This window comes from Photobacterium sp. ABD4_091 (assembly GCF_056160145.1).
In genome coordinates this window covers 748,041-760,926 of the sequence record NZ_JBSWWQ010000002.1, presented here as the reverse complement: position 1 = coordinate 760,926, position 12,886 = coordinate 748,041, and the positions used below count along the sequence as shown (strand labels likewise).

At 41.4% G+C, this 12,886-nt stretch carries 13 protein-coding genes and 1 pseudogene; 8 read left to right on the top strand and 6 right to left on the bottom strand.

The genetic code is table 11. The annotated features are described in order from the left end of the window. Positions 1 to 98 precede the first annotated feature (98 nt). Positions 99 to 557, top strand: a pseudogene (locus ACXAGQ_RS17715) (helix-turn-helix domain-containing protein); the annotation flags it as partial. 148 nt (positions 558 to 705) lie between these two features. On the opposite strand, the gene ACXAGQ_RS17710 reads toward ACXAGQ_RS17715, so the two are convergent. Continuing rightward, on the bottom strand, positions 706 to 1,662 hold the full coding sequence (locus tag ACXAGQ_RS17710; RefSeq protein WP_475255587.1) for a trypsin-like peptidase domain-containing protein: 957 nt from the start codon (positions 1,660 to 1,662) through the stop codon (positions 706 to 708). A 1,029-nt stretch (positions 1,663 to 2,691) separates the two neighbouring features. Here ACXAGQ_RS17710 and ACXAGQ_RS17705 point away from each other — a divergent pair. Then, positions 2,692 to 2,844, top strand: a complete 153-nt coding sequence (locus ACXAGQ_RS17705) for a hypothetical protein (protein WP_475255585.1) — start codon at positions 2,692 to 2,694, stop codon at positions 2,842 to 2,844. A gap of 113 nt (positions 2,845 to 2,957) precedes the next feature. Next, complete coding sequence (locus ACXAGQ_RS17700) at positions 2,958 to 3,314, top strand: TraR/DksA family transcriptional regulator (protein ID WP_475255584.1); 357 nt, start codon at positions 2,958 to 2,960, stop codon at positions 3,312 to 3,314. Positions 3,315 to 3,489: 175 nt separating this feature from the next. Here ACXAGQ_RS17700 and ACXAGQ_RS17695 read toward each other — a convergent pair whose 3' ends face one another. Continuing rightward, entirely contained in the window at positions 3,490 to 3,726 is a 237-nt protein-coding gene (locus tag ACXAGQ_RS17695; protein WP_475256616.1) for an NUDIX domain-containing protein, read from the bottom strand. Positions 3,727 to 4,141: 415 nt separating this feature from the next. Here ACXAGQ_RS17695 and rpoS point away from each other — a divergent pair, with 415 nt between their 5' ends. Further along, a complete protein-coding gene (gene rpoS / locus ACXAGQ_RS17690) occupies positions 4,142 to 5,020 on the top strand; it encodes an RNA polymerase sigma factor RpoS (protein WP_475255583.1) in 879 nt (292 codons plus the stop codon). A 501-nt stretch (positions 5,021 to 5,521) separates the two neighbouring features. Further along, entirely contained in the window at positions 5,522 to 6,058 is a 537-nt protein-coding gene (locus ACXAGQ_RS17685) for a YceB family lipoprotein (RefSeq protein ID WP_475255581.1), read from the top strand. 73 nt (positions 6,059 to 6,131) lie between these two features. Here ACXAGQ_RS17685 and ACXAGQ_RS17680 read toward each other — a convergent pair whose 3' ends face one another. Both ACXAGQ_RS17680 and chrA read right to left on the bottom strand, forming a co-directional pair. Then, positions 6,132 to 6,425 carry a hypothetical protein gene (locus tag ACXAGQ_RS17680; RefSeq protein ID WP_475255580.1) on the bottom strand — a complete coding sequence of 98 codons (294 nt, stop codon included), beginning with the start codon at positions 6,423 to 6,425 and terminating at the stop codon, positions 6,132 to 6,134. 219 nt (positions 6,426 to 6,644) lie between these two features. Further along, complete coding sequence (gene chrA / locus ACXAGQ_RS17675; protein ID WP_475255578.1) at positions 6,645 to 7,790, bottom strand: chromate efflux transporter; 1,146 nt, start codon at positions 7,788 to 7,790, stop codon at positions 6,645 to 6,647. 336 nt (positions 7,791 to 8,126) lie between these two features. Between chrA and ACXAGQ_RS17670 the strand changes: the two genes are divergently transcribed. Next, positions 8,127 to 9,053 carry a LysR family transcriptional regulator gene (locus ACXAGQ_RS17670; RefSeq protein WP_475255577.1) on the top strand — a complete coding sequence of 309 codons (927 nt, stop codon included), beginning with the start codon at positions 8,127 to 8,129 and terminating at the stop codon, positions 9,051 to 9,053. Positions 9,054 to 9,319: 266 nt separating this feature from the next. Further along, on the top strand, positions 9,320 to 9,712 hold the full coding sequence (locus ACXAGQ_RS17665) for an OmpA family protein (RefSeq protein WP_475255576.1): 393 nt from the start codon (positions 9,320 to 9,322) through the stop codon (positions 9,710 to 9,712). Positions 9,713 to 9,746: 34 nt separating this feature from the next. Here ACXAGQ_RS17665 and ACXAGQ_RS17660 read toward each other — a convergent pair whose 3' ends face one another. Next, a complete protein-coding gene (locus ACXAGQ_RS17660) occupies positions 9,747 to 10,856 on the bottom strand; it encodes a 1-acyl-sn-glycerol-3-phosphate acyltransferase (RefSeq protein WP_475255574.1) in 1,110 nt (369 codons plus the stop codon). A gap of 273 nt (positions 10,857 to 11,129) precedes the next feature. Between ACXAGQ_RS17660 and ACXAGQ_RS17655 the strand changes: the two genes are divergently transcribed. Further along, on the top strand, positions 11,130 to 11,813 hold the full coding sequence (locus ACXAGQ_RS17655) for a hypothetical protein (RefSeq protein WP_475255573.1): 684 nt from the start codon (positions 11,130 to 11,132) through the stop codon (positions 11,811 to 11,813). Between the two features lie 76 nt (positions 11,814 to 11,889). Here ACXAGQ_RS17655 and ACXAGQ_RS17650 read toward each other — a convergent pair whose 3' ends face one another. Then, positions 11,890 to 12,792: a L,D-transpeptidase family protein gene (locus ACXAGQ_RS17650; protein ID WP_475255572.1), complete on the bottom strand. Its 903-nt coding sequence runs from the start codon at positions 12,790 to 12,792 to the stop codon at positions 11,890 to 11,892. Positions 12,793 to 12,886: the final 94 nt, after the last annotated feature.

The window sequence follows — 12,886 nt, the reverse complement described above, 5'->3', positions numbered from 1 at the left end:
AAAGTGTCTCTTTTCTACAAAGTGAAAATGTCCTGTTTTTCCTATGTTGATCAGATCCTGTCTGATCTGTGTGAGATGAACTGAAGATGTTGGTAACCATGAATGATAAAGAGATTTTACGCCTGAGTGCTATCCGCGATGTGTGTGAACACCGTATTCGTCGTTCCGATGCTGCACGTATCCTTTCACTCAGCGTTCGCCAGGTACAACGTTTAGTGACACGTTTCCGTAAATCTGGCGCCGCTGGTCTTGTCCATCAACGCCGAGGCAAGCCGTCTTCGAATAAAATCAACGACAGCATTCGTTACCGTTGTTTGAGTTTGCTCAATCTAAAATACCCTGACTTTGGTCCAACGTTAGCCCACGAAAAAAACAGCGAGCATCATGGCATTTCAATTTCATTGGAGACGTTACGCCAATGGATGATCGCTGATGGTCTTTGGGTTCCCCATACCAAACGCAAGCCGCGAGTTTATCAGCCTCGTCATCGCCGTGATTGTTTGGGTGAGCTGGTTCAAATGGACGGCTCCGACCATGACAGGTTCGAAAGTCGTAGCACTTAACGTGCCGTGGTGTAAGTCGAATAAGAAGATAAAGAAGAAAACATGCCGCAAAACCAAGGAAAAACTCAATTCCCGGCGCAGTACATTGGCTCCCTAGCCTTTGTTCAGGCGTAAAAAAGCCCGCGATTGCGGGCTTGATAAATTAGGCTTCATTCAGGCAAACTAATGGTACAGCAAATTGCTTACTCTTCTCGGCAATCTTCGAAGGTGGTAGCGACTTTTTATCTGAAGTTGTCTTGTAGTCAATATTGGATTCGTTCAAGAAAATACTGAACATCGAAGACTTAATTGACTCTTTATCATCTTTAACCAAGCCAATAACTGCACCATTTTCCGCAATTACCGGTCCACCTATGTTTCCTTGATCAACCGCATTAGTTGTTTCCATAAATCTGACATCGTTATCGCTTCCAGACACGGAGCTAATAATACCGTCAGTGATTTTTCCTTGGTATGTTGGTGCCTTTGCTTTCATACCATTTGATAATGGAACGTAGCCGTATGTGTACGCACGATCACCTTGTATAGTTTGTTTATTTAGACTGATTGTTGCATAAGATTCATTTGGCGTTAGTGCCTTAAGGATGGCAATTTTATTTGCTTTATCGACACTGACAAGCCTAGTTTCAAAGAGTTGACCTGAGCGTTCATAGTTGATTTTTGCACAGCTATCGATCATGTCACTTGTAGTTAAAATATTGATATTATTTACAAAAAAACCAGCCCCTTTTTTATTGATATTAGCTTTATAAACAGTACCTTGAGATATGATATTGTAGTTGTTGACCGTAGAGTTGGTAGAAGGTGGTGCAATTGGTGCTTGAGACGTAATTGGGCTCCCATTAACTTCCGTCACACTGCAATTATTACCACCTGAATCAACACAAGTTTTCTTCGCAAGCGCAATTGCTTCGGATGTTGTTGGTGCCCCCCAAGCTGCGCCTGCTACGTTATTTGTACCGATAGCAAATGCTTTATTATTTGGCTTCGCTCTATGCTGGTTGTAAAGGTTATCCGCGCTACTTACCGTTGTTTGGCATCCTGCCATCAAAGCTACCGACATTGCTGCAATGCCAAGTTTAAATGATTTATTGTTCATTATTATCCACGTGAATATATGAGTGTTACTATAAAACCCTATGCATTTTAACGTGATAATATCATGTTTAATAACGATAAAATGTGGTAGTTATCAATATACCCCGGCTTTTTCATTAAACCATTCAAGCTCGAGGATATGTTTTTTCATGATGAGCTAACATCTTCTTAAGCTTCTCCAATATGGATTCTTGTTCCTTCATGAAGGAAACAATAAATAGTAGATGATCAATGTTGGTGTTACCCCAATTCACTGAACAATTTGATCGGCTCAACCATGCAAGCCCCCTAACCTTTTTTCTATCTAACTTTGTCGAACAAGCGGATAAACATGGCTGTACTACCAAGTAACATCTAGCCAGTCTTGGTGCTGGACTGTTTTAAATCAATCATAACCATCCTTTTTTTCGTAGAAATTTGAGTGTATAGGCGTCAATAACAACTCCTGATACGCTGAGTGCTATCGAAGTCGTTGACGAACTGAATGTAATGCAGATTCAGTTCGTCAGCAGTGTTGCCTTTAATGGTTTTTAATTAGTTATCCATTGAAGTGCTTCGCAGTTTGTAACCTTGAGCGTTTAATTTGCACCTGGTTTCGCGCATAGTTTTGTCAAACGTGACTAAGCGCCTTAACTACAAATAATGCACTTAATATTATTCTTATTTTTGTTCTTCGTGAGCTCTGTTAATGCGGCGAGTGTTTCGGCGTACCAACGTAAGTTCGCTCATTTGCCCTGTACAGGAATACAAGGCGTGTTGACTGACATCGATACTAAATATGAGTATGTAAACAAGCGGAAGCAGAAAGAGTATGACAAACAAATCATTCCGTTGCAGCGGTTGAAAGAGAAAAAGAAATGCTATCGTAAAATGTACTTATAGCTTCATCCACAGTTAACCCTCCTGCCCTGTTTTAATCAATACATCTTATCGTCACAAGCAGAAAATCGATTAGTCGCAAAGTACGATCTTTGATTTAATAGAACCCACAGGTAATTCTAATCTTATTGTTAATAAACAAGGTGTTATAATGTTTTCAGTAGACGATCGTGTAGTGGCGACTAAAGGTATTGAGCTTGGTGAAATGGTTGTTACTGGCCTAAGCAGTGGCGGCTTTTGGGTACATGTCAAAGTCGATGGTATGGATCTGACTTACCCTGCTCGTGATCTAAAGAAAGCATAATTATTGCTCTCCAATGGCATTCTTAAAGGTAGCTTCGGCTGCCTTTTTTCGTTTTAGAACTCCCTACCTATACTTACCTTATCGACAAAATATGTAAAGTACCGGAGTTGTGTATGACCATAGCCTATCACCCTGATTCCGATTTAGACGACGATAAGTTGAAGCTGCTTCATGATGAATTGCTAGAGAAGCGCGACCACTTTAAGGAAGAGATCATCAAACTTAACTTGGTCATATCCAAAAAGGATGATTGCTCGGTAACCGATGTCGCTGAGGCCGCTAATATTCGGGAAGAAGCCGACAGAGCGATGGGGCTAGTCGATCAATACAATGATACGCTGATTCAAATTGAAAAAGCACTAGCACACATGGCATATGGTACTTATGGAGTAAGTGACAAAACCGGTAACCCTATCCCATTCGAAAGACTGAAAATTATCCCATGGACATCAACCTGTACTGACGATTAGTTCAAAATCTTGAGCGATTCACCTCTATAGGTTCTGAATGGGAATTTCTAAATTTGATGAAGGGTTTTGATTGATAAAATATTTCCAAACGTGCTCGTAAAATTTCGCTTGATTTGGAAATGCAGCTAATTGGATGGCTTGTTGTAAGGTACACCATCGATACTCAGTGTGCTCGTTATTGAGCACTACATTTTGACCAGGTTCGCAGAACACCACAAAGCCTGTAGCGATGTAAATTTGTTCGGCTTCTGGGTAGTAGAACTGTTGTAGGTAAATCTGCATGGTACAAGTTAGAAGGCGTTAACTGTGTCTCTTCTTTCAATTCCCTTAACATAGCCATCCAGGCCGTTTCATTGTGTTCAATATTACCTGCAACGTTACACCAATAATTCTGTACAGATCTTTTTAACATTAGCATCATGAAATGTTGATTAATTTGGGTAACTACCACCCCAGAAACCAGACTAGCATTAACGTCCATGATACCCCCACAGATACAGTTTGTAATACTGTCGACCTCATATTTACTATAAATTTTATGTTTACATAGTCAAATTGAGAAAGATATATGTGCACAACATACTGATAAGTTGGGCAATAATGTAGACTTGTTCTATTATCAGATGTAACAGTGAAAGTATTAGCTATCTATTGTTTTTCATGCAACAAAATCACCTTTGTCAACACCGTAATGCAACACAATCTTGCTTTTATATAAAAACACGTCATTCCTCAATGGCATATGCATACCGATCATGATAGTGTGGACATGTAACAAATTAAACAAAGATATAACATTTAGGGTTTTCATTGTTAGGGGTTAAGATATGGATATCAAATCACAAGAACTAAATAATGGTTTCGATGCTGATGTTATTCATCTGTATCTGCAAGAAATCGCGCATAAACCGTTGTTGTCAAAGCAAGAGGAGATCCTGTTTAGTAGAAAATGCTTGAGAGGTGATAAGTTTGCCAAGGCGACAATGATAGAAAGCAATTTGCGATTGGTCGTAAGTATTGCCAAGAAGTACCGTAACAGTGGTATGTCTCTTAGTGATTTAATCGATGAGGGAAATATCGGTTTAATTACGGCCGTAGAGAAATTTGATCCAGAGCGTGGGTTTAGGTTCTCTACTTATGCTACATGGTGGATTAAGCAAACCATCGAGCGTGCAATTCATAATCAAGCACGTACTATCCGTCTTCCGGTACATGTCTCCAAAGAGATCAACACTATTTTGCGTACCCATAAGCAACTTATGAAGACGACAAACCAGGAGCCAAGCCAAGAGGAAATCGCGGCAAAACTAGAACGCTCTGTTGAAGATATTTCAAACGTACTTGCTTATGATGCGCCTGTTGTCTCCATTGACCAACAAATCTCGGATGATTCGGGTTCGCAAACAATTTCAGCCTTTATAGCTGATGATGACGGTGTGAAGCCTGAGAAAGAGTTGGATAAGCAAGATATCAGCAATCTAGCAATTGCTATGCTTGAAAGTTTAAACGAGCGGGATCGTGAAATTCTTTGCCGCCGCTTTGGACTGTTAGGTTACGAAGCACAAACATTACAGCAAGTTGCCGATGAGGTTGGACTTACCCGTGAGCGTATTCGCCAACTTCAAGTAAGCTCTTTGAAGAAGCTTAAGAATACACTTAGCCGAGAAAACTATGACCTTGAGCTGCTGTTTGCTGAAACAGCATAGCTAACACTATAATTAAGCCCTCTCAATAAGAGGGCTTAATTTTTTGTAAATCATAAAACAGTTATTTCATCCCCTTCCGATACAGCTTCAAACATCCACGTCATATCATATCAACATAGAACTCCTGGCTTTATATTGTCTTTCCATTGCTAAGAATTTGCTCCAATATGGAAGGCTCAATATGAAACTCATAAAACTTTGGTTACTACTTATAACCGTTTTCTTATTATCTTCAGAATCACCGCCGGTATCGGCCACCCAAAAGAAGCATGAGTGCGCTAAAGTCCAAAAGAAAATCAGTAAAATACAAAAGAAAATGCGATCCGGCTATACGGCAAAGCAAGGTGAAAAATACCATAAGCAATTAAACGAACTCTATAAAAAGGAGTTCAAATTCTGTTTTTGAGTGGTATAAACACATCTTGATATCTCGGATGTGAGCCTTTGATACAGATTTCTTCTGATAGTCTTTACAGATTGGTACTGTCAGAGGCGTTAACGTTGAAAATTCTCTATGCCCTATTTATATCTGTTGTTCTATGCTCTTGTGCGAGTTACAGCGTAACTGAGCAGGAGATCCAAGACTATCTTGATGATAGGAGCGGATTTGAAAGAACCGTTGGGATTAAAGGACTTGCGTACGCCAATGTGAAATTTGACAATGTTAAAGTTGGCATTGGGAGAGTTGCAGGTGATCGTGTTAACCTTGATGCAGATTCAGTCGCACAGATTTCAATACAAGGGCAAAAGCCTCAGAATTTACAAATCAAAGTAAGTTTTAGTGCAGTCCCCTACTATGATAAGGAGGAAGGCGCGATTTTCCTCAATGACTTGAATGTAGAAGATATAGACATTCAACCCAACGATTACAATCTACCAAGTAAGCAGTTGTTATCACCTATAATCGAAATGGTTGGACAGTATATTTTAACCCGGCCGGTATACCGGTTAAGTGATGAAGACTTCAAGCAATCAATGTTGAAAACAGCAAGACCAGAGCTTTTGATTAAGAATCATGAATTGGTCATTCAGATATAAAATTCAAAACACGATAGACACTACAGTATTACAATGTCTATCGTGTTGAGAACCCACCCAATAATGAAAATGACTAGAGACCCTTTCCTTGCTCAAGAAAGTTTGTCCCAGCAGCTTCATCAATAATATGAATCGCACGCTCTGTCTCAAACGCCTTTTTCATGGCTTCCGCAGCATAGTTTTTGATTGTTGCTTCATGTGAGTTCACAAAAACATAGATAAACAGTGCCAAACCGAACAAAGCGGCGATTACTGCTAACACAGTTCGTTGAACTATACGTTTTTCTGATGCCCTAAGTTCTTTTTCAAGTATTTCGATAACATCATAATTTGTAAGGTTTGGCCTTATTTTTCTTTGAGTTTTCATATGGTTAATTCTGACCAATTAGTGATGATTCCTGTGTGCTACTGTATCAGTAGATTCTTAACTTTACCTTAATCATCTATAAACATCCTTTATAGCGATTATTTTAGATAGAAATGATGTTTGAAATATGAATACAATTAAAAAGTTATAATGCGTTAGAGCAGATAAAACACACAGCTAAAGAGCTGTGTGTTTTAAGATTAGAACTAATACAACCTGTTAGATAAGTGATTGATAAGCTACAAATAAAAGTATCAAGCCCCACACTGGAATATTACGATACTTCAATAAGTAGAAGCCAATAAGCACAGCCACCACATCAAGTACTGAACCAATTGAGGTTGAAATAACAGGCTTTATAAATGCACTTCCCAGAAGGCCAACTACACAGGCATTAACCAGCAAAATCGATTCTTGTAGACGCTGATGCTTAAACAACGCACTCCAGGCCGGCAAGAAGGCAAACAACAGTAAACTACCAGGTAAGAACACTGCAATTGTTGCCGACAAACTTCCAATGAATGGGCTGCCACCAATCGTGGATGCGCCTAAGTAACTCGCCATGGTAAACATTGGGCCTGGTACTAACTGCGCGGAAGCATAGGCACTTAAAAAAGTATCTGGCTCAACCATCCCTTCCATCATAGGCTCAAGAAGTGGAAGAACAACATGACCACCACCGAATACGAAACTACCAGCCTGATAGAAAACATTCACAAGGTTCAACAACTCAGACTGTCCAGCTACCAATGGCAAACCGAGCAATAAGATGACAAACACACTAACGATACCAAGATGAGGCTTAATCATCGGTTGACTTGGTAGCTCAACGTTCTTGAGCTTTTGCGATGACAACACGAAACCAAGAGACGCGGCCAACAAGATAGGAACAATTTGACCAAGCAAACCTGAAGTCAAAAAGACACTTATCGCTGTGGCTATCGCAACTGCGGCCGTGAGCTTACTAGTGATGTTCTTCTTCACCATCCCCCACATTGCATCAGCAACAACGACAACAGCCAGGAGTTTTGCAGCTTGAATCACTGTATCAATAATAGGAACGTCATTGTATTGCTGGTTACCGATAGCCAATACAGTCAACAATATAAAGGACGGTAAGGTGAAACCAATGAATGCTGCAAGCGCACCTGCATAACCTGCTTTCTTAAAACCAATATACATACCCAACTGGCTACTTGCTGGGCCGGGAAGAAACTGACAAAGCGCAACAGCGTGAGTAAAGTCTTGATCAGACAACCACTTCTTGTTTTGAACGAACTCTCGTTGAAAATATCCAATATGAGCAGCAGGGCCACCGAAACTATATAGACCTAGCAGAAAAAACTGCCACATGACTTTAAACATAAAACCTCCTAATGAGGCCCAGATCATATCGTCAGCGCCGTGATTAATAAAATCGTTAAACTTAATCCAACTCATCGATAGTACTAATCTTAATTAAATCTGTTCAAATACTGGCAGTTAAGTGTTTGGTCTGTCTTGATTTTCTATCGTTTACCAGTATGGATGATTATCCACTGCTGTGAACAATAAGTACTCGTGGTGTTGCACATCTCTGTTTTAAACTTTTACTACAGGTTGATCTTGATGCTATGTATCTGCCACAAATGGCGCTCTATCATTCTCCCCATTTACGTTCAGTGATATAATTCCATAGTTAACATGAAGTTGGTCTTAGCTATGCTAGAAAATCTGCAACAAATGGTGATCCTTGCAACCGTTGGCCATGAACAAAATTTCACTCGGGCTGCGGAGCGTCTTGGTATTTCTAAATCCCAAGTAAGTAAACAAATTCGTTTCTTAGAAGAACGGCTCGGTTGTCAACTTGTGCAACGGAGTACTCGAACGGTGGCTTTAACTGAGATTGGCCTTCAATATGCAGAATATGGCCAGCAACTCTTAGATACCGTCAATGAAGCAGAAGCCTTAGTTGCAGGTTATCGAAATGAGATTAAAGGTGTATTGCGTATTGGTATTGCGCAGTCATTTGGCAATTCTCACATCACTTCTGCACTGGCAGAATTCCAAAAAGAGCACCCAGGGCTTGAACTTGAGGTAAGTTTGTTTGACCACCGCCCTAACCTATTGGAAGAAGGATTTGATTGCTGGGTAGCCATTCATGAGCATCCGCCTGAAGGCATGGTCGCCCGACGACTTGCAGATTGCCATTTTGCTGTTGTGGCCTCGCCTGGTTACATCGAAGAAAACGGTGCGCCAAAAGTACCAGGAGATTTACGCCAGCATAACTGTATCACCTATCAAAGCCGTGAAAGGAAATACATCAACTGGGAATTCACAAGAGACGGCGTCAGGCAGTCCATTCGTGCACGGGGTAATTATAGAATTGACAATGCCCCTGCCGTTCTTGATGCTGCTATGTCTGGGCTTGGCGTTGCGTACTTAGCGACTTACCTGATCACCGATGAGCTTGAAACCGGCAAACTTGTACAGCTACTTCCTGAGTGGAAGGCTGACGTTGAGCTGCCTATTTATGCTGTTTATCCTCGACGTAAATACCTTGCTCCCAAAGTACGATCCTTTATCGATTTCATGGCAGAGCGGATGTCCGTTCCTCCTTATAGAACACCGAATCCTATAGCCCATTGATCTTCCATAGTATCTTATTTTCGCAGTTGTGATTCGGTCCAAATCAGCTAAACCTAACATATATGACTTCATTATTAGGTTTAGTTGGTTTGAAAACTCTCGTATCTAATCTCTGCCATTATATCTGCCGCACAGTACTGCTTTTATTTACATTGTTAGCTCTAGGGTGTGGCAACGGAAGTGACAGCGTCACCGACTCAACACCATCAACTGCTCCACAATCAACGGGTAGTAATACTAATGTCGTACCCAATGCGCAGATTCTATTGACTGAGTTACCAGAACTGCGAACCACGGTTTATTTTGATGCTGAAAGTTATGAATTAACGCCAGATGGGCTACTCCTGCTAGATCCTATCGCCGTAAGATTACGCCAGCATCCGGATAGCTACGTCATTGTCGTGGGTCATGGTGATGACTTCCCGGGTGAAGATGACAATGTAGGGTTATCATATGAACGTGCATTTACGGTGGCTATTTACATCTCATCGGTATTCGGTGTTGAAGAAGAGCGTATTCAAATTGTCTCTGCAGGAAGCACAGAACCATTAAGCTCAGGCTCCCGAGCTGTCGATAAGCAGCGTAACCGGCGGGTTGAAGTGTTATCTCCGAAATCAATAGTAAGAACACTTAGTCCCACTAATGATGCAAAATTCTAGTTATAAAAAAGCAGCCCTTCAGGCTGCTTTTTTATTAGTGCTGTTTTTTTTGCGCGGGTATCGCGTACATCTGCTTTAGAATAGCAACAACCCCTTCTGGCAGGTCGGCAAACTTTTCTTGGAACCTTGCGATTTCATTATCATTAACCGAACTGTCATCCAGCCCAGCAGCAATATAATTTGCAGGGAATAGGTGGTAGTTGGTTGTGATTTGACGATCAATTTCTTCCGCTAAAGATTCAGGAGTATCAAAGCCTGTACCAATAACATCACCGAAGCTAACGTGGATTCGACGTTTCTGGCCTACGATACCTTGAATAATACTTTCTATATCTTCAAGCTCGCCTTTTTCATAGCTGCCTTCTGTTTGCTTTTGGTAAAGCTCTTTAGCCTTAGCGATATCACACGGGTCATTCTCATAAGAAATTGCCACAGGCACGATATTTAGCTCTGCCATGTATTGTGAAAACTCTACCTTTTGCTTACGCCCGTCCATGTAGAACATCTTGAGGATTGCAGGATCAGTCTTGTCATTACCGTCTTTCGCACGTCCCTCTTTTTGGGCAATCCATATGGAATTACCCGTTTCTAAAGAGTGGGCAATATAATTCGAAAGCAGGCCTAATGCTTTCATCATTTCGCGAGGCCCTTTTGCCGAACGCTTTACAATAAAGCTCTTGTTCAACCGCATTAGCTCAGTCGCACACGGCTTTTTAAGCAAGTTATCACCGATAGCGATACGAACGGTATTGAACCCATTATTGAACAAGCACCAGTTCACCATCGCCGGGTCCATAGCTATATCTCTATGGTTAGAAACGAACAGATAGGACTTGTTAGAATCAAGCTTATCAAGGCCAGTAAAAGTGACGCCGTCACAAGAATGATCAATCGTTGCATGCATATATTTGGCAATTTGGCGCTGTACATCATCAACGGTCTTGATATTCGACCATTTGCTTATTAAAAAACGCTTGATCAAAGGTGTAAGCAACCAGCCAAACACACCAGAAAGCTGAGGAAATCGGTAGTTTAGAATGGCATTAATGAATTCTTTGTCGTTAACTAGACGCTCAATAGCCCCGCTGACTTCGTCGTCATTATACGGGCGAATTTCTTTGTAGATATCGTTATTAGACTGCACTGTAATGCTTCATAAGTTAGAAAAACTGCGACATTTTACGCAAATTTATGTGATTTACCCAATGACATACCCCAAACAACATAATGGTTGGAGGTCTTACCAGGTAAAATTGGCTCAATTTCAAACACTTTAGCCTTTCTGCCCTGCAAAGTCTGCCTAACTGCTAGCATTTCTAGCCAAAAAAACATCATTTATCTGTTATTATCATCCGATCAGTTGACGCTTACAATAAAAGCGAACAACATGTGTCAGCTAATTTGCTAGAGATTTACTATGAAACAGGCTATCGATTATTCACTTCATCAACAAACTTTTTTAGACGTCGGTTCTAGGAAAAAAAGCCATACTGCTTACATGCTCATCATATCTTCAGGATGTGCTTTTGTTCGCTTGGGTAAGGCGGAATACACTGTGACTACGGGTAATGGTTTATTTATCCCTTTCGACTGTCTGCATGCTGTTACTATCATGCCTGGTTCAAGCTATAGCAAAGTTGAGTTTTCTCCTCGCCTGACACAACCAATCTGCCGTGAAGCTGGGTTCTTCAGAGTGACACCGCTTATTTCTGCAGTCTCAAGAGAGCTCAATAAGTGGTTAAAGATGGATAATGAGATATCACTTGAGGGCGAGAGCGGAAACCTGCTGCGCGTTTTGGCTGATCAAGCAACGAAGCTAAAAGTAAATAGCAAAGCGACCTGCCCGTCACTCAGTGGACACCATCAATTGTGCCTTAATTCACTACTAAAAGGTGACAAGGTAACAGATAGTAAAGCTTTAGAAGCGATCACCGCCTACACGAGCTTCTCTGTTAAAGAGATTGAATCTTGTGTGCTAATGCGTGAAGCACTCAAGCTTTCTCGTTCTGGTCGTAAGCTTCCTCAAATCGCCGAAACACTCAACACATCACCTGAGATGATTTCCTCTCTAGCTATGCCTGTACTGGGCCAAGATCTGTAATATAACGGCATTAGTCCCCCAATAAACAAAAAGCCACCTTCCGGTGGCTTTGTTGATCTCTGCTCGAGGTTACTGCTTAGTTTAGTCTTAGCGGCACACCAGATTGCTTAAGCAAAGCAACTTCAAGGTTCTGGTAACCCTCGTCACTACCAGCCACCTCTGCAATTAGGCTGTCTGGGGCTTTAACAGTCTTAAATTCACCTTTTTGGTTTTCACTTCTGGATAGTGGCTCATGAACCTCTACATACACACTGCCATCAGGCTCTACTGTGTGCTTCAAAGGCTGGTTGATGATTTGTACTCGGGTTCCTCGGTTAACCTGGCTAAATAACCACTCAACGTCCCATGGGTTCATTCGAATACAACCAGAGCTGACACGCATGCCAATACCAAAGTCTTTATTAGTACCGTGGATCAAATATTGGCCGCTGCCATAAGACAGCCTCATTGCATACTCACCCAATGGGTTTTCTGGGCCTGCTGGTACAACACCCGGAAGCTCAATGTTGTGCTTCTCACGGTATTCCTTACGAATGTTGGCCGTCGGTGTCCAGGTTGGATTCTCAATCATCTGACTGATACTGGTTGTCATCTTAGGGGTTTCACGCCCTACCCGACCAATACCAATTGGGAATACGTACATTCTTTCACTATCTTTCGGGAAGTAGTACAAACGAAGCTCAGCAAGGTTGATTACTATGCCCTGTCGTTTTGCATTGGGCAGTACAAGCTGCATCGGTACCGTCAACAGCGAGCCTGGAGTCGGTAGGAACGGGTCAACACCCGGATTGGCAGCCATCAACTGCAACAAACCGATGTTGTATTTATTGGCAATATCAAGAAGACTGTCGCCTTTAACAACTTGATAGTACTCCATAACGCCAACTAACTTACTGTCGGCATCAGGCTTTATATATTCAACGGCTTGAACAGAGCACGACATTACACCAGCGAGTAGCATTAACAACAAGCGTCTCACACCAGTACCTCCATCTATAGATCCCCTAATTATGGCAAATCTCATTCTGCTTAATTTTATGAATCACTACATTTGCAAAAATGAGACATTCTTT